Origin of the sequence: Peribacillus sp. NJ4, assembly GCF_030348345.1 — a bacterium.
Taxonomy (GTDB): domain Bacteria; phylum Bacillota; class Bacilli; order Bacillales; family DSM-1321; genus Peribacillus.
Genome location: NZ_JAUCFQ010000006.1, coordinates 261,059 through 283,561, shown reverse-complemented (window position 1 = coordinate 283,561; position 22,503 = coordinate 261,059). Strand labels below are relative to the sequence as shown.

Here is a 22,503-nt window from a genome sequence, read left to right as displayed (position 1 = left end):
ACATTAAGATCCAATTAAACCTTACATTGTAAGTTTACTAGATATTCAGTAAACCATAAACGAATTTCTCTAAAAATATTAATGCTGCTTAATGTTATCATAACTTGTTCAAATAACACGAAGAAGGATGCACCAATATATTGGCGCATCCTTTCCATTTCCCGCTCGCTCATCAGGGCAATAGAGCTACGATCATCTGGAATGCATTCTTAAGGAATTAAAAATGAACCAACTTCCTTTCTTTCTTAATTATGCTAAAATGGATGCAATCCACTCAAAGATATAAGAGGTACTGATCATGTATAAAAGATTCTTCATTTTGATTTTCGCAGTTGCCCTTCTTTTAGGGCTTCTTAAAACGATTATGGATATGTAGCAAAAAAGCCCAATTCCTGACATATGCCAGAAATCGGGCTTTTTTCATTTTCGTTTAACCTCACCATTCAGCTTCCCCATTTTCGGAATAAGGATAAAAAACAAACAACCGACCAAAAGTGCCAAAACAATTCCGAGCAATATCGTCAGGTCAAAATTAAGGGTAGGCTCCGTTTCTTCTTCACTTCTCGTTCGAATGCTGACTTCCGAGAATAATCCAAGCTGTTCTGCTTTTGAAGCGATGGTATTATTTTGATTCTCCGTTACCGGAGACAGAAACAGTGAGTCCTTCACCGAGTCAATGACATCATATTTACCTCTTTCAAAAGTAAGGTCTTTTAGTTCTTCAGGCAGTTCTTGCTTCTGTTCCAACAATCCTTCCTCATGGAAATACTCCGTTTGAATATCAATATCCTTTTCTTGATACTCATTGGGCTCCACCATGGGTTCCTCTTCTGCCCCGGCATGCGCTGTATAGCTAAAGAACAGGATGAACAAGACTGGCATTACGAATTTACTCCACTTCATGGGCCATTTCTCTTCTTTCTGTCAGACGCTTCACTATATATGGAATGACCGTTCCGATAAGCGTCAGTACAATCAAGATGATGATAGCCGGAATGAATGCAGACTGATTACCGAATTGAATGGACATGTATACGTCTGCAACCGGGTGTTCAACATTGAAATTCGGCATGATTAAATCCAATAATGGAATGGTAAAGAAACTGATCAAACCAATCACAAGGATAGCACCGACAAACGGACCAATTGAGAAGGCAAGTCGTGTAAACGCTGAACAGAAGAATAAAAGCAGGACAGTGAAAACAGTCCATTTAATCTCCTGCATATCTCCCAGTGGATAAATCTTCAAACCATATATACTGATTATTAAACCTACGATCAGATTCAATAAGGTAAACAAGGCCGCATGGACCATCATTGGAATGGTTTCATAATGATGCATGAAGAAACCGATCAATAACCCAGAAATGAGTATGATCACCAACATGACGATTGGCGGGATATTAACCTTTTCCTGATGAAGGACTTCACCGCTTATTTGAACGGGATTCGCTAAATATTCATACACATACCCGTTCTGCTGATCATCGACCAGAGTGTTATTCAAGACACTATATACGTCTGTCTTGATTTTTACGGTTGAGTCTACATTTTGGGACCAATTATCATTAAGCTGATCGGCCCTTTCCTGTACGGACCCCACTTTCGCTTGCAGGTCTGCTGTATCCTTCGTAACCGTGTCTTGTCGTTCCGCTACAGAGTTGACAAGGTCGGAAATGAGGCCGACAGTTGTTGCCGTATTGTCTTGAAGTGATACAAACATTTCGCCATCAAGGTTTACTGGCGGTTCCGTCTCTAATTCAGGAGCTTCCATATGATCTGACAAATTGGCAGACACTCCTTGAGCCCTTTCGGTAATTGCCGCTAATACAGCTAAAGTTGCTTTCTGCCCTGATTCGACGTTTGCATCATATTCCTGCATATAACCCATAATGGAGTCGGAGAACATTCCAAAGTCTTCATTTACTCCCGCTAAACTCGCCTTGACGAGCTTTGCTTCTTCATCTACGTTTCCGGAAACCCCATTTTTCAAGTTTTCCAATTCTTTTATATTGGCTGCAAATACCTTATCTACATTTGCTTCCGTGACTCTTTCAGCCAACTCACCATAAGATGAGAGCGAACCGTAATAGGCAAGGAGGGTAGTTGAATCCCGGTTAGTGATAGGATTATCAAAGGCCTTCACCAACATTGCCCGCCTTTCTCCCCCCACTTTTTCAAGGAGTGACTGTTCGAGATTCTTGATCTCTGCGATGGCCTCGTCAATTGTCATACTCTGGATGTCCTGTAATTTTTGAATATCTTCCTGTGACTTTTTCCATTGGTCACCTAAATCCTTATAATTCGTGCCGAGTTCATTATAATCAGTCTGTAATTGCGTAAACTGAGCGAGCAGATCACTATATGAATCTACCAGTGTATTAAACTCCGTAATCACTTGATTATAATTTCCCGTTCTGCCGTTCACCGTGCCGCTAAGATTATTGATTTCTGCTTGGAGCTCTGCTGTAAGAATATTGATTTGTTCGGCAGTTCCTTCACTTCCCTCTGCCGGCACCAAACTTTCAAGTGCCGTGTTGATGCCATTTATTTGATCCAGCAGTACCTGGAGTGATAGTTCATCAATCGGATCCTTCTTTGAAGGAGCAGCATCCGATTCACCTTTACCCGTTTCCGTTTCAATTTCTTCTATAGAGGTCGTTTCTTCATCGATAATTTCCCCATCACCAGAGCTGCTTGCAAGATTTCCCCTTTGCATTAGTAAAGTGGATTGAAGGTTATCAAGACCCCCCTCTTCAGATTGTTTCAATTGTTCAATCGAGCTTTGTTGATCTTGGGTGATTTTCGTGATTTGTTCTACTTGTTTGTCTTTCATGCTTGTTGAAAACTGTTCCAATTCATTATTACTAGAATCAAGTTTCTGCTGCATGATTCCAACATTCTCACTAATGCCTTGGTCATTAAGACTGAATTTCGTATTCATCCCTTGCTGAATCTCTGGTACAGATTGGTTCCCTTCATTCAACACCTTGTCATATGATTGAATACTCTCCTTGACAAGCTGCTGATTTTGGGTCGATGCCTTCTCAAAAAGGTTACTTTGAGCTTTTTGATACTCCTCAAAAGAAACAACATCCTTCACAAAGGAAGCCATTTGGGCCTTAGTGTCCCCAATTTCACCCATTGTTTCAGTACTCGTTTTCCCTGCATCCTTCGTCTGGGCAAAGACTCCTTCAAGCATGTCCTTATGCTGCTTGATTTCGCCAGCAAGGCTTTCCGAGCTTGGAGTATAAAACTCATACATCGTGTTTTGAAAAGCGATTTCTTTAGCTAGGACATTATCGAACTTCTTACGAATGTCCTCGACTGATTGGGAAACATAGCTCCAATACTGTGTGGAAATATGCTTATTCATTTTGCTCTTTGTCTTCTCTAATTCCTTTTGTACCTTTTCCATATTCTCTGCATTCAAACTAGGTTGTACCTTGTATTTCATCCCCGCCTTGACAGGCTGTTCATCATCGAACGTATAAATATTCTCTGAAAAATCGGATGGAAAATATATAACTGCATCATACTTTTCATTTGCAAGTCCACTTTCCGCCGTACTTCTATTAACCACAAACCACTCATATTCAGAATCCTTGTCCAATGTAGTAACAAGCTCTGAGCCCATGTAAATGGGTTTTTTGTTAAATTCAGTGCCATTATCTTCATTTACAATGGCGATTTCACGAGAAGCCGTTTCTGTCTTTTTCATTGGATTTTGGCCAATATAGGAAAAAAATAAGATTGGCAGCGCTAAGATCACCAGTATTTTACCGATTAATAGCATCGGTTTTATTTTTTCAGACACTCTCTTGCACTCTCCTTCTTTCTTCACTTAGTGGAATTTGGATTTTACTCTCCTGGCCATTCAGCACAAAGTATCCGTAACCCGGCTGTATTTCTTCTTCTTTTCTGGAATAGGAGAGGGTGTACAAGCTTTGGTCCGATTTTTTAAGAAGCAAAACAGCCTGTCTGACTTGTTTCAGTTCGGTTGTCAACGAATCATACCCCTTGGTGAAGTCGTTGGCATTTCCAGCGACAATCAAACTAAACCCGAGATGGCTGTACAGTTTCATCAAACCACTGATCCTATCCTGAATCCTGCCGTCGATCGTTTGTTGGATTCTTGAAATGCTATCTATGACAAACATGATCGTTGGGAATTCCAGTTGCTTCATCGGTTTCATTTCCAATGCCTCTAGATAACGTCGTTCACGTTCTTCAAATATTCCAGTGATATGATCAAGCCATTCGGTTATCTGATCTTTTGTTTCCACATAGCGTACCTTCTCCTCTAACGCATATGAAGATAGGCCACGATCAACTCCGTCAAATAAACCAATTTCCCCTATCGTCTGTGTAAGCAACGATTCCAAGAGCACTTTAAGGACATTCGTTTTCCCTTTACGTGACTGTCCTACGACAAGCAGGAATGGATTGGAATTCAACTCCACGAGAACAGGTGTAACGCTTTCCTCTGAAAGCCCAATTGGAATGGAATCCTTCTTAATGGCTTGTGAGCAGTAACTCTTGAAGCTGCTGGAATCAAGACGTGTCGGTAACATCGGAATCGCCGGCGGTTTGGCTATTTCCTTATATTTAACCTTATGTTCTGCCACCGCTTGTTTCATTTCTTCCAAAACGGCTATATCATCCGCTCCATCGGCTGGTAAATAAACCTGCGTGAGATAGGTCTGGTCCTTTTTCACCAACGCCCTACCCGGAACAGGTTCATTTTCATAAAGGGTCCTCCCCAAAACTGAATATTGCTCCGAACTGTCCATTAAGTAATGGACGACCTTTGTCTTAAGACTATTCATTAACGGCTGGCGAATCGCATTGATTCTCGTTGCCGTTAATATCATGAATATTCCAAGTGATTGTCCATCACGTGCAAACTGAACGAATTGCGCTTCCTGGTCTTGCATCTCATCCTTCACTAAGTCAAAATTGTCGACCACGATATAAATAATCGGCAATTTATCTTCCACTAATGCATTATAAAGCTTTATGTTACTAAGCTCCTTTTCTGAAAAAAGCTGCTTACGCCTTTCCATCTCCGACTTCATGAATAACATGAATTTTTCAATTTTCCTTAACTCATCGAACCTAAAGTATTCCCCAGTATGAGGCAGCTGGCGTATTGGCAGTAAAGCGCTATTCCCGAAATCGAAAATATAATAATGCAGTTCTTCAGGACTGAATTGATCTGCAAAACTAAAGAGAAGTGTCAAAACGGTGGTTGACTTGCCGTATCCGGAAGAACCAAAAACCCCAACATTCCCATCTTCAATCCAGTTATAGACATAATTTGTCTGGCTCTGCAATTCGGGCTCATCCTTCATTCCAAGGTGGAATTGATTGCTCGCCAAGCTTCTTTCAGCGTTTCTCGATAAACGATCTGAAAGAGGCGGTAGCCACGGGCTTGCCAACTTCTTAATCTCCATTTCTTCCTGTGTCGCCACAATTCGATCCGCCACGGCTTCAATTTCACTAATCTTTTCTTTCCTCTTATTATTGATCTGTTCCGATACATTTGAGATTTGAACAAGACCGAGGTCTGTGACAAGTGCCACTTCATCCTCAGATCCAACCGTATCCTCTAAATAGGGTGCACCGCTCCATGCAGACTGGAACAATTCATAAACCTCGTTATTTCCCACCTGCAAATATCCCCGTCCGGTGACAGTAATATTTGCCGCATCGCTATTTTTAAGAATTTCCTTACTATCATTGGCATCCTGCACTTTTAAGGAAATTTTAAAACGGGCATTACTCCAAATCTGGTTATCGATAACACCGCCAGGCTTTTGTGTAGCAAGAATTAAATGAACACCCAAGCTCCGTCCAATTCTTGCCGTACTCACTAATTCCCTGATGAAATCGGGTTCTTCGTTTTTAAGTTCCGCAAACTCATCTGATATCAAAAATAAATGCGGTAACGGTTCATCCGCTTTGCCTTCTTTGTATAAATCCGTGTAATCGTTGATATGGTTGACTTCATATCGATCAAACATGCGCTGACGTTTCTTTAATTCACTATTAATGGAGGCCAGTGCCCTGGCACTGAAGTTCTTGCTTCCTTCGATATTCGTAATGACTCCCAGCAGATGCGGAATCTGTCTGAATGGCTGTGCCATTCCCCCACCTTTATAATCAATGAGCAAAAAGGCAACTTCATGCGGATGATAATGAACGGCTAATGATAGGATGTAAGTTTGCAGTAATTCACTTTTCCCCGATCCTGTCGTCCCAGCAACCAAACCATGGGGGCCATGCGCCTTTTCATGCAAGTTCAATTCAACCCTATCCGTTTTCCCTTTCAATCCAATGGGTACTGCCAGGGATTTGGAAGACTGATTGGTCTGCCAGTTTTGGCTGATAGGCAGATCTTCCACTTCACGAGCTTTCAATAACTCCAGAAATGAAACCGTTTCTGGTATTGAATTGTTCATCCCCTTTTGATGATCCAGTGAACGCAGCGTACGTGCATAACGCTCATTGCCTTCTTTTGTATGTGTATCAAGTGTAAAAGGAGTATGAACAGCCTTCGTTTGTTGGATGAGAATCTCACCATCGCGATCATTTATATACTTAACAAGCGTATGGACATTTTCCGTCAAACTCTCTTTTGCATCCGCAGCAAAAATCGTCGAGATACCTAAATCTTCTGTTTTACCCTCTAAATATTCCAATATGACATGCTCTGCAATTAAATTGCGATCCGTGACAATAAAGACAAAATGGGGAGTGAATCTTACTTTCCCTTTGTTCTCATCCAAATCTCTTTCCCTCAATAGCTGATAAATCGAAGTAAGTAGCTGGTCGCGTGATTGCTCATTGTATATAAGGCCTTTTGCATAGGCATGCGGCAATTGAAAATGAGGGAGCCATTTCATCCATTCCCATTCTTGGTAATCCTTTTCCGGAAAAATGGCCACAAATCGTACATCATGATAACTATGAAAAAAGGCCAGTTGCCCAATCAATTGTTGCAACTCACGTTTAACAATCGATTCCTTTCCGACCAGACCCATCGATCCGCTTGATAAATCAATGGATAACGGAAGATCATCCAGGTTTTTGTATACCTCCACAAGTTCCTGCGACTGCTCAAGTAAATCATCTATATCACGATTGGACATATCGTTACTATTTACCGACACCTCATAACTTGAGGGTATGGCCGCCGTTCCTATCTTAAAGTGGAGAGCGTCTTCACTATCCAATGTTCGCTCCCAAATACGGTCGCTGATACTATCGGTCAGATGCTTCATCCTTTCAAAAGAAGGGTAATGATACAACAGCACATTCTTTTGCCTTTCAGACAGCTCTTGCAGTTCTTCCCTCTTCTGCTCTAGATACCTGGTATACACACGTTGACGTTTTTCTTCTCTGAATTTTTGCTTCTTTTTGTCTTTAAAGTATTGTACCGTCGAGGTAACTAAAGTCGTTGTGAACATCACGATCGATATGATGATGAAAATGCCCCGAGGTTGAATGATCGTGATGACCCCCATGACAATAAGCATCATTAACGGTGGCATAAGGATTAGCCATAAACCTCTATTATTATCTTCCGATTCTTGGCTCGGAAATGATATCGTCACTTTCTCATCCGGTAATTCATAGATCATCCTTGGTGTACGGCGATATTGTGGATAGCTTTTCTTCATTTCAGAGATCGGCTTCTTCATTTTAGATAAAGATGTTTCATAACTCTCGGCACTATGAATCATCAATAAGTCGCCTTCAATCAACCTCAGCACCATATTTGGCCAGCAAATCAGATCGCCATTTTGAACAGGAACAGCCTTCGTTACCTTTTCACCATTCAGGAAAATCCTGCTATTTTCCTTTGGCACGAGAAGCCATTGCCCTTTATGAAGCACAAAGGAAAAGCCATTGCCGGAAACGGATCCTTCTTTACGGAAAGTCGCTCCCAGCTTGGCTGATATAGTGATTTCTTTCAAATTGCCAATATAATAGAGGCTTTCTTCCAATTCCCTAGCCGTATAAAAAATCTCGATCGTTTCTTCTCCTTCATGAAAGGTGAAGCTTTGAAACGGCTTTACATCGCCAAGCTTCTTTTCCTCTCTAAACACCTCAAACCCATCAAGCCCATCTTGCTTTCTCAGCTTGATAGGTCCATGTTCAAAGGGAATGGAATAGACGGTGATCGTATCCTGCTTTGATGGGCCAATCGTGATCGGACCTTTATGATCATCCTTGATCGTGAAGGACTGATAGGTCCCCTTAGAATAAATCCATAATAAACTCATTAAATCTCACCTCCGCAAAAGGCCAAATGCTCACTCTTTGCTTTTCTCTTTTTCTTCAGATGATTTTTTCGAGGAATCCTTACTTTCTTCTTTTTCTCCAGAAGCAGGCTCCTTTTCCTCTACTTCTTCTTTTACAGCAGGTTTTGCTTCCGCTTCACCTTGATCATTGGACTCTGTTGCAGGCTGGTTTTGATCTTGCTGTTCCTCCATTTGCTTTTGCAATTCCTTTATTTCCTTTTCATATTGGGACAACTCTGTATCGATTTCTTTAATTTGCGTTTCCTTTTCTTCCCCTGAAAGGTTATCGTCCAGCTTAATCTGTTCTTTCTGATTTAACAGACCATATGTAATCAATTCGCGATCCTCCATGATTCTCGCCAAATCGATCGCGTCCTCGTTCATGCCCCTGCCTATATAAATCCAATATAGAAGATACTGACTATCCGTTTGCAAAGTGATTGCATTTTCTACATTCTTCTTCCTGACATCATCTAACGGCTCATAAGTGACATAGGCCATAGCCAGTTCATATTGAACGACATACGGCATATTTTTTGGATCGTAGTTTTCCAAACGGTCAATGACTTCACTGTATTTTTGTTTTAAGAAGCTTTCACCGCTTTCTACATATGCCTCCTGCCTAGGTTGGGAGAAGAATAGTGTGTAAATCGTAAACAACAGCAGTGGTACTAGAACGATCATCGTACCCCAAAGTGTATAACGGCCCGTTTTCCATTTCTTTTCAGGTATATGTACAAATGCTTTTTCTTCCTTCTCTAAAGCTTCTATCCGGTTTTGAATGACCATGGAAAGTTCATCCCAAGTCCCCGATACCAATATACTTTGTGATTCGTTCGATAGTTTTAGTGTTTTATGGTAAAGCAAATACTCTTCGAATGTATACTGCCCATCCACAAGTACAGAAATCGTTGCCTTCGTTTCTTTAAATAGCTCATCTTGATTATGTTCATAAGGAGGCAAACTGTCTTTTACACCATAATGCAGGAAATATGGGGCCAAGCTTGAATCAAAAACGATATTTTCTGGACAGACGACTAGTTGCAGCCGAGTCAATTCATGATTTCTGATTTTCTTCACGATTTGATAGGACGATACCCATCGACCTATCAGGTTTTTATCTTTAGCTTTGGAAAAAACAAAAAAAGAGGCTGGTGGATTTACTCTGATCTGCACCTCGTCCTCTGTCACTTCTATATGTTTCTGGAGAGCATCATCGGCTTCATGAATAAGCTGTAATTCCAATGGATCTTGCATCGACAGTTTTGCCCGTTGGAAAACGAACGAATACCCATTATCACCCTTCACAATTGCAGCTTCTGTTTTTTTCTCCAGATATGAAGATTTTTTCTCATCCATTCTATGTACTCCTTTACCCCTGCTAAAAGGGCTTTAGACTTTATTCCTATAACGAGCCCACACTTAATCCATTAGAGGATCTCAAGGCGGTCCCCCGTCGTAATTCCGCTATCAAGCAGGGTATCATAACCTGAACATACAAACTCCTTATTCTGGACCCGCACCCAATAGCCATCTTTAGGTGCACTGGCAATATCCTTTACCTGCCATACAATTTCCACAACCTTCTTGATGGATCGGTAATTCGACACTTGCAAGTCAAATACTTCCCCTGTGTACCTGTTTAAATCGATCGTAAGTTGAATATATATGGAAACCACCTCTTTAAAAGCAAAAAAGCACCACGATCTTCATTAAGAGTCGCGGCGCTTTTTCCTAGAAAATTCTTTATCTCTTTGACTATTGATTATCCGCGAATTTGACTAGCAATCTGATTATCTGTGTCTTCAAGGATTTGAGCTGATTTATTCAATTGTTGAGAAACTTCATTCAACAAACGAGCCATATCCATGAATGAAGGCTTCAATTCTTCGTACTGCCCGACGAAAGCCTCACTTGAAGAACCTTCCCAAATACCAGTTAAATGATCTCTCATTCTATCTAAACGACCAATCATATCCGTTACCTGTTGGCTTTCATTATCATATTGCCTAGCTACATCTTTCAGTTCTGAAGGTGTTACGCGAATTTGTGACATAGAAAAACTCCTCCTTATATCTTATATAGTACATTTTAATGGAACCATACATTTTCTGCCATATAAATAAGTGCAAAGTCGAAAAATGGTAAATTATGATTATGTAAAAAAACCTATATATGGCATTATGAAAGTCTATGTACCTGTTTTCCCAAGTAATTAAACTTTTTTTTGAATTAACTTTGAATACTTTACTTTTTATGGCAAAAAAAGTTCCTTATACCCAATTTTCCTGATCCATTACTCAAATATATGATTTTCATCAGTGACTTTAGACTCTTTTCCATTAAAAATTAATCAAACGTTTGATTAATTTTCGAAATATCCAGCGTTTACATACAGAATGTCTTATAATTGAACGATTTTCCAAACCATTCAAAAAGGGACATCCGAATGGACAGAGGTCCTTTTTACAAAGCAAATATAATATTTTTTGGCCTGACCCGGCTTTTTTCGGCCTACCTCCAACCTATCAGCGTATCTCCGCTTTTTCCGTATCTCCAACTTTTTTCGCCTATCTCCAATTATTTCGAACTCCTACTTACTGCAGCTATGCTTTCGCAGCAGGAGTAAGTCAAATAGCGTGAATCTAATTCAACAGAAACAGGCCATCTCTTCCCAAAGGTTTTTGGAAAAGTGATAGCCTTTATACCTTATACCTAATTTCAATTACGTTGCTTAGGCAATGAAAGTCTTATCAAATGATCAAGCCCTCATATAACCCGTTCCAAAAAGTGTTTCACAAACCGATCACTTTCCACTTTCGTACAGACACGGATTCCAGGTTCGCTATCCTGTTGACCGATTGTCCTGCCTGTTTCTTCACCCCCGGTCACCACCTTGACGTTCATCCATTCTGTACTCACAAAACTTGAATCAATCGCAACCCCGACAGCAAGCGGATCGTGAAGGGCACAACCGCCTAAACCTGGATGGGAGTTTTCATATGCTTTCATATAATAATCGGTCATTTTCGCTAAAAATTTGGCGCTTTCCTTCCCAGTGGCACGCCAATCATCAAGCTTCGATTTCAGTAGGTATGTTTGCAGTGTCACATCAAGCCCCACTAGGGTGATAGGCAGCCCTGAAGCAAATACCTGATCAGCTGCCTCAGGATCTGATATTATGTTCGCTTCAGCATAGGGCGTTACATTTCCTGGTACGTTTACGGCACCGCCCATAATAACGACCTCTTTTACCAAGGACATGATCGTTGGGGCTTTTTTAATCGCCAATGCGATGTTAGTCAGTGGTCCAACTGCAATAATCGTAATTTCATGCGGTCGGCTTTTCACTTGATCGATAATGAAGTCTACTGCATTTCCTTGTGATGCCTTGATAGTTGGTTCAAACTGAAGGGTATTTCCTAACCCGTCTTCCCCATGAACATGCTTGGGATATTTCTTCTTCTCTCCGCGGACCAATGTTTGGGCTGCTCCTTCAAAGACCGGAATGCGCTTATTTAATTTCTCCAAAACGGCAAGTGTATTGCGGGTCGATTCAACAACGGGCACGTTACCAAAGCAAGTGGTGAATCCGAGCACTTCCAATTCTGGGGAATTTAAAGCATATGCCATCGCCATGGCATCATCAATTCCAGTATCAACATCGAATATGATTGGTTTCAATATTTCCACACCTTCCAAAATCACTTTTCGAGAGCTCTTTCAATGCCTCTCTTTTCTTTTTCTTATGTATCATGAAACACTGTTTTCCAACTGAATTTTAACATTCAATTATAGGCACTTCCACAGAAAGTTAGGAATACTCATAATTTGCAAACAAATTACAATGCCCGCTGGTTCTTGTATCTACCAGTAAAAATAGTTGACCGCTCATAAATATCAATGATATAAAAAGTGAAAAGAAGAAGTTGTATCTTAGTAGCGCCCTAATTCCTTTTCAACTTGTTCAATGCTATTACGTCTACTCCAAAGGTAGTTATGAATGCATGCGTTACGAATTTATGATATCCAAGGTGGAAAAAGGATGAAAATGTTTAAGTTGATTGTAGATGATCCTTCTGCGTATAAAAAGGGAACAAAATTCTTTTTAATATCACATTCAGAATTCATAGGTGTGAAAAGTTATGTATTACTGGCTGAAGATTTGAAAGGAAAGATCGAAGTAACGGAAGAGGAATTAAGGAGTAAGTTCGTTTCCATACATTGAACTTCAGTTTTAAAACCCCAGCTGTCCATTAAAACTGAAAAAACGCGGGAATTTCGTTTTGACTGAATAAACTAATATGGGTCTTCGCCTAAGGAATTGGCTCTTACGCACCTGTTAAGGCAGGGAAGCTATGAATACTTATTTTTAATGGTTGAATATGGAAAAACTTCAAACGAACAGAATGGTCAAAAGAATTTTTAAATCGCCATAAGATAAACCTATATCATCGCTTCTCATATTATTTATCCTTAGGTTCAAAAGAATAAATCTATTGCTGTAGGGTCTAGCGGTCCACTGTTATGAGATGAACTTGTAAATGATTACAATTAGATGTTGATGACGGTTAATGGCCATTATTTTGGAATAGAACAGCAAGTTAAATAAAAAGCAACAGGGAACGATGTCATTCTAATGCTTGTCATTTATCAATTACTGGATGAGACTTTTAGAATTTGATGAAAAGAAAATAACTTCTCCATTTGTTGATAAAATGCCAAACAAGGAAAAAACGTATATCGATTATATATTTTTAACAGCTGAATATAATTTTTAAAAAAGGATATCTCACATATACTTTAAAAAGCCCCATTGGTTAAGCTGTAAGCCGCTTAGCAAAATGGAGCTTTTCTTTTGGAAGACGATGGGATTGAACCAGCGACTTAAAACTGAATATATGGAAGGAAAGGACATGTACATTATGGTGAATGTTTTCTTAAAAACCATGATTCTGATGAGCCGGAAATTTTCGTCCAGCTCATTTTTGACGAATGCAAAAAAACAAACCTCATTTAATAGTCTAGTTACGGGATAATTTTCATCATATTCTATCCCACAGCAGGAGAAAGCATTTTTCAAGTCTATTCCAAATCAGATGAAGTTCATTCATCAACTATTTGGTATGGCTGCATGAGACTGATTCTAAATACCTCTTTCAAATAAAGGCATCTTAGAACCAGAACCGGATATTTACTGGGCCTTCTATTTTATTTTTTTTGATTCACACTATCGCCATATAATAATCAGATTTCAATAAAAGAGAGAAGTATTCGCGTATAGCGATGAAGCACCACCAGAGTGAACAAATAGGATGTTATCCTCCGGCTTAAAGGTGCCTTTTTGGATTAAATCAATGAGTCCCGCTGCCGCTTTACCCGTATATACCGGATCCAACAAAATCCCTTCTGTTCTTGCCATTAGCTTGACTGCTTCCACCATTTCAGGTGTAGGCAGAGCATAACCCGGTCCGACATACTCATCAAAACACGTAACAGCCTCACGAGGGATTGAATTTGGAATGCCGACGTGTGCTGAAGTTTCTTTAACAAGTTGAAAAACTTTCTCTTCTTGTTCAGCTTTTCCTCTACTTACATTTATTCCAATTACCGATATTCCACTTTGTTTTCCATGAAATCCGGTCACCAAACCAGCATGCATTCCCCCACTGCCACTTACACAAATGACTGCTTTCATATCGATTCCTTGATTAAATGATTGTGCCAAAATCTCCTGAGCGCAAGCAACATATCCTGTTGCGCCAATCACATTGGATCCCCCGACTGGTATTACGTAAGGTCGATTTCCTTTCTCCGTTACCTCATTAGCTACTTTCTGCATTTCTTGCATTAAGTCCGCTCCATTAGGCACAACTTTGATATTTTCAGCGCCCAATAAATGATAGAGAAAATAGTTACCGTTAAAATCCGGCTCTGAATTTTTTGAAAGTCCCTCTTCCAACACCAGGATGCACTTCATTTTCTCTTTAACGGCAGCAGCTAGTGTCAAGCGGCAATGATTTGATTGAATGCCTCCACATGTAATCAACGTATCCGCGCCTTTTTCCAACGCATCGGCAACAAGGAATTCCAGTTTTCTTGTTTTATTTCCCCCAGCCGTCAGACCAAGCATATCATCTCGTTTAACATAAATGGATGGGCCCCCAAGAACTTCAGAAAAATGATCTAATTTCTCAATAGGTGTATATGTTGGTGTATATCGTTGTCTGGGGAATTGTGCTAAATTCATATTAAATCTCCTCCATATTTCTCTGTTTAAGACTAACCATATGTACATAAAAGAAAAGAGAATATCATTCTAACATTCTCTTTTCTTATTATTAAATCATAGCAATGGCTTCGATTTCAATAAAGGCATCTTTAGGTAAACGAGCAACTTCAATCGCACTTCTTGCCGGATAATTATCAGAGAAAAACTCTTCATATACATGATTCATCACAGCAAAGTGATTCATATCGCTTAAAAAAACCGTTGTTTTTATTACCTGCTGTAAGCTTGCTCCCGCCGCTTCTATAACATTCTTAAGATTCTCCAATGACATCCTTGTTTGCTCCTCAATATTATCAGGCATTTCTCCAGTTTCAGGATCAATTGGAAGCTGCCCTGAAGTGTACACTATATTTCCTGCCTTAATACCTTGTGAATAAGGACCGATAGCCTTGGGGGCTGCTTTTGTCATGATTGCTTCTTTTATCATATAAACCACCTCTTGTTTTTTTGTAATCCCGGTAAAACGGAATTCAATTTAAAATCCCTCTGAATACAACGCTTACATTCCACAATCTTCCCACTTATTCTTTGCGCTCAAAATCACACTCCATTAGCGGCACCATTTTTGTTTTCTTAATGATTTTATAACCCAACCAGAGAAGCAAGAAAATAGGAAGACCGATGTACGTAGCCAGTATTTCCGCCCAGCCAATCTGATGTCCGAAAAAAAGAGTCTGTCCAAAAATGAAAACCACAAAAAATAACAGTGTGATAACCGGGCCCAGAGGGTACCATTTGGCCTTAAACGGCAATTCATTTAGATCTCGGCCTTGGGCTACATATGCTTTACGGAAGCGGTAATGACTAGCGGCAATCCCGAACCATTTGATAAATCCGGTAAGGGCTGAAGCGTTTATCAGCCAAATAAAAACGGCACCATTTCCAAAAAGGGAAGCTAAAAAAGAGACTAGTCCTATAATTGCTGTTGTACAGAGGGCCAACATGGGAATTCCCTTCCGGTTGAGGCGTGCAAAGATTCGTGGTGCCTTTCCTTCTTTTGCTAGAGCCCATAGCATGCGTGAAGAAGCATACATTGCTGAATTTGCTGCAGATAATACAGATGTAAGAAGCACGGCATTCATTACAGAAGCGGCAAATGCCAACCCGGCTTTCTCAAGAACAAGCGTAAAGGGGCTGATAGATACGTTTTCAACGCCGGATTTAAGCAGGTTTGGATCCGTATAAGGGATAATCAAACCGATAACAAAAATCGTCATTACGTAGAAAATAAGGATTCGCCAGAAGATTGACCTAATCGCTTTCGGTACGTTTTTCGATGGATTTTCGGTTTCACCGGCAGCCGTCGCAATCACCTCAGTTCCCTGGAACGAAAAGCCGGCGATGAGTACTACACTAAAGATAGATATAAGCCCGCCATGGAAAGGAGCATCCCCTTGGGTAAAGTTACTGAATCCGACCTCATGTCCTCCCATAATTCCAAAAATCATGGCAACCCCTATAACGAGAAACACGATGATCGAGATGACCTTAATACCAGCAAACCAGTATTCACTTTCCCCATAAGCCTTGACTGATAGAATATTTAAGAGTATCAACAGACCCAGAAATAATGCGCTCCACAAGATAGAAGGTGCATCTGGAAACCAATACTTCATAATAAGAGTAGAGGCCACCAAATCTGCAGGAACCGTTATCGCGGTCGTATACCAATAGTTCCAACCTAACGCAAAGCCAAACGCAGGATCAATATACTTTGAGGCATAGATGTCAAAGGCCCCTGGAACCGGTAAGAAGGCCGATAGCTCTCCTAAACTATTCATTACAAAATAGACCATGATACCGACCAGAATGAATGCAGCAAGCGCTCCTCCCGGCCCCGCAGTGCTAATCGTCGATCCGCTGGATACAAACAATCCAGTTCCAATAGCGCCACCAATAGCCATCATCGTTAAATGTCTGGATTTAAGCTTCCTTTGTAATGTTGCTTTTGGATTTCGCTCTTCTAGGGTGTTGCTTATCTCTGCTTCTAATTTCCCCATAGTGTATCCCCCTGTTTACTCATAGTTCCAATACAATTGGCATGCAGGCTCATCTTGTTGTTCTTTTGAAAAATCTCTTTATTGAGATATTTTTATAATTTTCGGTCAACTCATAAAATACCTCTACCTTCTGTTTTTGTCTTCACTCCTTTCAAATTCAGCCGAGAAAATGCTATAAGCACTCTCCCGCATTCTTGAGTGAAATAGATGAAGTTAACATAATTTATACTTTTCCAACTTGCGATAAAGAGTAGACAGGCTAATCTTTAGTTCCCGGGCAATTTGTTCTTTATCATCGCGATATTTTTCAGCCAGGAAAAAGCTCTGGATTATGTCTTTTTCATATTCTGAAATCATTTGTTCTAAACTTAATCCACTACACTCAAAAGAGAGAGGATCCTGTTGAAAGAGATAGTCAGGTAAATCATGGAAGCCCGCAATATCTGATTCGGCCATATTGACCATATATTCTACAGCGTTTTCCAACTGCCGTATATTCCCCGGCCAATCATAGCGTATGAGCCATCGCTCCAGCATGGGGTCAAGTCTCAATGGGTACCTTTGCATGATCTTACAATGTTTATGCATGAAATGTTCAAGATACAAAGCGATATCATCACGTCGCTCTCGCAAGGGTTTGGTATGGAGAGGGATGACATTGAGACGATAATATAAATCCTCGCGAAAAGTGCCGTTTCGCACCATTTCCTCCAAGTTTTGATGAGTGGCTGCAATCACCCGTACATTAATCTCGATTGCTTTTTTTCCTCCGATTCTTTCAATCTCTCTTTCTTGTAAAACCCGTAATAACTTTGGCTGCAAGAAAAGCGGCATATCTCCAATTTCATCAAGAAAGATGGTTCCGTTGTGCGCTAATTCGAATTTTCCCATTTTCCCATTCCGACTTGAGCCGGTAAATGATCCGCCCTCATAACCAAACAACTCACTTTCCAACAAGCTCTCAGGTATGGCAGCGCAATTAACTGCTACAAATGAATGCATCCGGCGCTTGCTTTCAAAATGAATCGCTTTGGCTAATAATTCCTTCCCCGTACCGCTATCTCCCCTAATCAGGACAGTGGATGGGCTGTTTATAATCCGTCTTGCTTTTTTAATAACATCTTGAAGCCCGGAATCTTTACCAAGAATGTTTTCAAAAGTAATAGATTTCGGGGGGATCGGGATATCTTCTTGAATTTTGCAACCCGGTTCTTTACCAGGATCCAGCATTGCTAATTTATTGACTAACAATGTACTAACATTGCGTAAAAACTGTATCAGATTCTCTGATTCTAAAATCATTTTCTCCTTTTGTTCATGGGAAAAACCAATCATGCCGATTACGCCAACCGGTTTGTCTTGCTTTACAATAGGAAACCCGATGGTAGCGAGTTCTTTGCATTGATTTACGAATTTACAACTCCTACACTGCGACTCATCTCTTTTCACATCGTAAACCACTCCAGGCTCCCCTGTTTCCAATATCATTCTGAAAAAGGAGCCTTCCGGAGCAGTTTTGCCAATGAGATCTTTATAGTAGCCGGTTCCGCTAATGCGAACGCCCTTTTCATCAAGCACGGTTATATCCAGACCAAGGATTCCTGCTGTGTTCTCAGCGTAATCTTGAATAAACTGCTGTATGCCGATAAAGCCTGCCATATTATCCTCCTCTGCTATAGCGCTATATGAAATAATAAAATAATTTTATTATAAAATAAATTTCTACGCTTTGCACAAAGAGGAAACAGCTTTTTCTATGCCACCCAAGGCATTTTTCAACATCGAACGCGGGCAAGCGATATTAAGTCGCATAAACCCTTCTCCTTCCATACCGAAAATGTGCCCTTCATTCATTGCAACCCTTGCTCGGCGCAACATAAATTGATCCATTTCTTCAACTCCCAATTCCCGGCAATCAAGCCATACAAGGTATGAGCCTTCAGGCTGAATGACTTTGATTTGCGGGATGTTTTTGCTGAAGTAACTCAGAGTGAACTCCAAATTCCCCTGCAAATATTCAAGGAGCTGATCCAGCCATTCTTCTCCGTAGCGGTATGCAGCCTCTAACGCAACAACACCAAATATGTTCGGCGAACCAATGGATAATGCATTAAGTTCTCGATCATACCTTTCACGCAGCTGCTGGTTTGGAATAATGATACTTGACGTCTGTACACCCATCAGGTTAAAAGTTTTGCTTGGCGCAATGCAGGTAAGAGAATGATTCGCAAACTCTTCTGAAATAGAGGCAAAAGGAATGTGTGTATGTGTCTTATAAACAAAGTCAAAATGAATTTCATCTGCCACAACGAGAATGTTATGCTTCATACAAATCTGTCCCAATCTCGTCAATTCTTCTCTGCTCCATACCCTTCCGATTGGGTTATGAGGACTACACAGAATCAACATTTTTACCGTTGAATCTATCTTTGCCTCTAGATCATCGAAATCTATGGAATAACTCCCATTTTCAAGCTTAAGCGGGTTGTTTACGATTTCACGGCCGTTCGCTTGGATCACACGGGCAAAATGATGGTATACAGGCGGTTGGATAATAATTTTGTCCCCTTTCTGCGTGAAGGACTGAATCGCCAACGATAGGGCTGGGATCACACCTGGGCTGTGGGTAATCCATTCTTTCTCAACGGACCATCGATGTCTTCTTTTTAGCCAACCAACAATGGATTCCATATACGAGTCAGGCCTAAGCATGTAGCCATATACACCGTGCTCCACACGTTGTTTTAATGCTTCGATGACAGGTTGTGGAGACTGAAAATCCATATCGGCCACCCACATCGGAATAACATCCTTTACTCCAAAATGATTTTCAAGATCATCCCACTTTTCGCAGGCTGTACCCTGTCGACGGATTTCTTGGTCAAAATTATATTTCATCGAGTATCTCTCCTTCTCATGTTTGCTTGTGTATCCTGACTTTTATATAAGCAATTGTCATGCCAACTCATTTCTCTTTAAAAATCTCCTTATTTTCATAGAATATCTTGTTTGAAGTCCCTAATAACACGGTCATTTTAAAAAAAACGTTTCATCCTAAGCATTAGCACTTTTGCAATCTTAGGAAATTTTTTCGCATGGATGATAAAATTAAGAGATTTTCATAAAGATCTGCGGTGGGTCACAACTTCTTCTGTTTTCTCCATTCCTCATAACCGCCTACAAGGCTTTGTACTTCTTTAAAACCATGAACTTGTAGAAGGCTTGCAGCGATGGCTGATCTTCCTCCTGTTTTGCAATAAACCAAAATTGGTTTATCATGTGGAAGTTTATGTGCTTGTTCTTGTAAATGACCCAGCATGACATGATTAGCTTTTGGAATATGGCCTTCCTTCCATTCAGCCATGCTTCGGACATCAAGCACATATATGCTTTCTGTTTGAATTGCGTCACCTATCTTACCCATAGTCAATTCTTCATATTTCATAACGCGTGAATCAGATTCACCAGCGTGCTCAATGATATATGGATCCATTGTTGCAATGACGCGATCCAATCCAATGGACTGGAGATCTTTTACAATATCTACAACATCTGCATTGCTTGCTAGAAGATATATAGGCAAGTCATAATCCAAGAGCCATCCCGCCCACGTTACAAATGATTTGTTATATGGGATATTAATTACGCCTCGTATATGCTTGGTGGCAAATTCACAGGCTGGACGCGTATCTAAGACAATTCCCTGTTCCGTCCATTCCTGCACAATATCTATTGAATCCTCCATTGTAAGTGGTGCTGCTATCCCTCGAATTTGTTGCGCTCCCTCTTTATTCAACCGCTTCATCTTTGAAAAATAAGGGGGTGCCTCAGGCTGTCCAGCCAATAGCGCTTCCATAAAGCGATCCTCATTATCATATTGCAGTGCCCAATTTGTCCGTTTTTCATAGCCGATGGTTGACGACGGGATTGCACCTAGCGCTTTTCCACAAGCACTGCCCGCTCCATGCCCCGGCCATACTTGCAGATAGTCAGGAAGGTTTTTAAACTGCTGTAAAGACCGATACATCATGCGTGCCATTTTTTCCGAAGACCCGTGCACCCCTGCTGTTTTTTCTAATAAGTCGGGCCGCCCAACATCACCGACAAATACAAAATCCCCGGTAAATATACCGAGTGGATCCTTGGTAGATGAACCCCCATCTGTTACGAGCAGCGATATATGTTCAGGTGTGTGTCCTGGTGTATGTACCACCTCAAAATTGATATTTCCAATGGCAAATACATCTCCATTTTTCAGAAAGCGGTGTTCATACCCAGTTGCGTACTCATATTTCCAGTCCGGCCCTCCTTCATCAGACAAATACAATGTGGTATCAAGCCTTGAAGCCAGCTCCTGTGAACCAGACAAAAAATCGGCATGGATGTGTGTTTCCGTTACTCCCACGATCCTCACACCATGTGCTCTTGCAGTTTTTATGTAAGGTTCTATATTACGTGAGGGATCAACAATGATTGCTTCGCCGGTAGCCTGACATCCCACAAGGTATGAAGCTTGAGCCAGTTTCTCATCATAAAAATACTTTAATAGCATAAATCCTTCTCCTTTCAAGCACCTCGGATACTTTGTTTTGTTATGGCTATCAATGTTATTACATCATTCCTTTAAGCATCCCGTTCCAATACATAACGGGAAGCAAGTTCTTCTTCAATAAATACATACTTAATCTCTCACGGGATTGATCGATTGGAAAGGTTTCTTGCGGCTGTAAATCATAATTGAATTCAGCCAGTATAAGCCGCCCATATCCAGTAACAAGCGGACATGATGTATAGCCGTCATATTTATGAACCATAAGTTTGTCACGCATCCGATGAAGCAAATTTTGCACAAGCACGGGCGCTTGTTTGCGAATCGCAGCCCCCGTTTTTGACGTAGGCAGGTTTGTGCAATCCCCTATGCCAAATACATTGTCATAGTGTTGATGCTGAAGCGTATATTTGTCCACATTCAGCCACCCATTACTTGCCGCGAGCGAACTATTCTTGATAATATCAGGGGCGCTCATCGGTGGTACCACATGTATCATGTCATAATTCATATTCACGCGCTCTTCTGTGTTCAGGTTTTCAAATGTCGCTCGCTTCTTGTCACCATCAATTTCAACAAGATGATGCATAAAATATGTCTCTATTTCTTTTCGTTCAATTATCTTATTTAGTGCTTGTTCATATTTTTTCACATTGAATATGGATGGGCTACCTGAAACAAAAATAACCGAAGATTGCTGGCGAACTCCTGATTTTCTGAAATAGTCTTCTGCTATATACATAATTTTTTGAGGAGCCCCACCGCATTTTACCGGCGTGTTGGGATTGGTGAAAATGGAAGTCCCCCCCTTGAAGTTTCTGATCGCCTCCCAGGTGCTATCAACATAATCATAAGAGTAATTACTACATACCCCATTCTTTCCTATACTCTCTTTTAAACCTTTGATTTTATGCCAGTCAATTTGAATCCCGGCTGCGACAACTAGATATTCGTAGTGCAGTTTCTTTCCGGATGCTGTTACAACAACATTTTCATCGGGCTCAAATGTGGAAACCGCATCCTGTACCCACACGGCTCCGTTCGGAATAACGGATGCTTCCTCCCTTTGTGTCACAGTTTTGTCAGCTTCGCCAGCTCCTACAAGTGTCCATAATGGCTGATAATAATGTTTCGTGGCAGGGTCAATGATGGCAATGTTTCCGCTCAGAGTACGTGATTCACGCAAGAGACGAGCTGCGACCGTAATTCCGGCACTGCCACCTCCTACAATCAAAATTTTGTAATGTGTATCATTCTTCAGCTTTGCCATTCTAAGCACCTCATTTCCATTTTATAAAGTAGCTCACCAATCTAACGCTTCAGCATTAATGATTAGGATGTAAATGGCTACCA

The 22,503-nt window shown here is 40.7% G+C and carries 15 protein-coding genes; 1 reads left to right on the top strand and 14 read right to left on the bottom strand.

What is annotated here, in order from left to right:
• Positions 1–420 precede the first annotated feature (420 nt).
• The 7 genes from essA to QUF94_RS27410 all read right to left on the bottom strand — a co-directional run bounded on the left by essA (position 421) and on the right by QUF94_RS27410 (position 11,993).
• Positions 421–903 carry a type VII secretion protein EssA gene (gene essA / locus QUF94_RS27440; protein ID WP_289318816.1) on the bottom strand — a complete coding sequence of 161 codons (483 nt, stop codon included), beginning with the start codon at positions 901–903 and terminating at the stop codon, positions 421–423.
• Positions 890–3,817, bottom strand: coding sequence for a type VII secretion protein EsaA (gene esaA / locus QUF94_RS27435; RefSeq protein WP_289318815.1), 2,928 nt, complete (start codon positions 3,815–3,817; stop codon positions 890–892). Before esaA ends, essA begins: the two co-directional genes overlap by 14 nt.
• Complete coding sequence (gene essC / locus QUF94_RS27430) at positions 3,810–8,291, bottom strand: type VII secretion protein EssC (RefSeq protein ID WP_289318814.1); 4,482 nt, start codon at positions 8,289–8,291, stop codon at positions 3,810–3,812. The genes esaA and essC overlap by 8 nt, the downstream gene beginning before the upstream one ends.
• 30 nt (positions 8,292–8,321) lie before the next feature.
• Positions 8,322–9,668 carry a type VII secretion protein EssB gene (gene essB, locus QUF94_RS27425; RefSeq protein WP_289318813.1) on the bottom strand — a complete coding sequence of 449 codons (1,347 nt, stop codon included), beginning with the start codon at positions 9,666–9,668 and terminating at the stop codon, positions 8,322–8,324.
• Positions 9,669–9,739: 71 nt separating this feature from the next.
• Positions 9,740–9,979 carry an ESX secretion system protein YukD gene (yukD, locus tag QUF94_RS27420; RefSeq protein WP_289318832.1) on the bottom strand — a complete coding sequence of 80 codons (240 nt, stop codon included), beginning with the start codon at positions 9,977–9,979 and terminating at the stop codon, positions 9,740–9,742.
• A 95-nt stretch (positions 9,980–10,074) separates the two neighbouring features.
• Positions 10,075–10,365, bottom strand: coding sequence for a WXG100 family type VII secretion target (locus QUF94_RS27415; protein ID WP_034306171.1), 291 nt, complete (start codon positions 10,363–10,365; stop codon positions 10,075–10,077).
• 713 nt (positions 10,366–11,078) lie between these two features.
• Positions 11,079–11,993, bottom strand: a complete 915-nt coding sequence (locus tag QUF94_RS27410) for a nucleoside hydrolase (RefSeq protein WP_289318812.1) — start codon at positions 11,991–11,993, stop codon at positions 11,079–11,081.
• A 361-nt stretch (positions 11,994–12,354) separates the two neighbouring features.
• Here QUF94_RS27410 and QUF94_RS27405 point away from each other — a divergent pair, with 361 nt between their 5' ends.
• Positions 12,355–12,537, top strand: coding sequence for a hypothetical protein (locus QUF94_RS27405; protein WP_289318811.1), 183 nt, complete (start codon positions 12,355–12,357; stop codon positions 12,535–12,537).
• 1,026 nt (positions 12,538–13,563) lie between these two features.
• On the opposite strand, the gene cuyA is transcribed toward QUF94_RS27405, so the two are convergent.
• The 7 genes from cuyA to QUF94_RS27370 form a co-directional block, all read right to left on the bottom strand.
• Positions 13,564–14,559: a D-cysteate sulfo-lyase gene (gene cuyA / locus QUF94_RS27400; RefSeq protein WP_289318810.1), complete on the bottom strand. Its 996-nt coding sequence runs from the start codon at positions 14,557–14,559 to the stop codon at positions 13,564–13,566.
• Positions 14,560–14,650: 91 nt separating this feature from the next.
• Complete coding sequence (locus tag QUF94_RS27395) at positions 14,651–15,028, bottom strand: RidA family protein (protein ID WP_289318809.1); 378 nt, start codon at positions 15,026–15,028, stop codon at positions 14,651–14,653.
• 94 nt (positions 15,029–15,122) lie between these two features.
• Positions 15,123–16,601 (bottom strand): amino acid permease, encoded by a 1,479-nt coding sequence (locus QUF94_RS27390; RefSeq protein ID WP_289318808.1) that lies wholly within the window; start codon positions 16,599–16,601, stop codon positions 15,123–15,125.
• 213 nt (positions 16,602–16,814) lie between these two features.
• Positions 16,815–18,260 carry a sigma-54 interaction domain-containing protein gene (locus QUF94_RS27385; protein WP_289318807.1) on the bottom strand — a complete coding sequence of 482 codons (1,446 nt, stop codon included), beginning with the start codon at positions 18,258–18,260 and terminating at the stop codon, positions 16,815–16,817.
• Between the two features lie 63 nt (positions 18,261–18,323).
• Positions 18,324–19,499, bottom strand: coding sequence for a MalY/PatB family protein (locus QUF94_RS27380; protein ID WP_289318806.1), 1,176 nt, complete (start codon positions 19,497–19,499; stop codon positions 18,324–18,326).
• Positions 19,500–19,740: 241 nt separating this feature from the next.
• Positions 19,741–21,153: an MBL fold metallo-hydrolase gene (locus QUF94_RS27375; RefSeq protein WP_289318805.1), complete on the bottom strand. Its 1,413-nt coding sequence runs from the start codon at positions 21,151–21,153 to the stop codon at positions 19,741–19,743.
• Positions 21,154–21,211: 58 nt separating this feature from the next.
• Complete coding sequence (locus QUF94_RS27370) at positions 21,212–22,420, bottom strand: FAD/NAD(P)-binding oxidoreductase (protein ID WP_289318804.1); 1,209 nt, start codon at positions 22,418–22,420, stop codon at positions 21,212–21,214.
• Positions 22,421–22,503 lie beyond the last annotated feature (83 nt).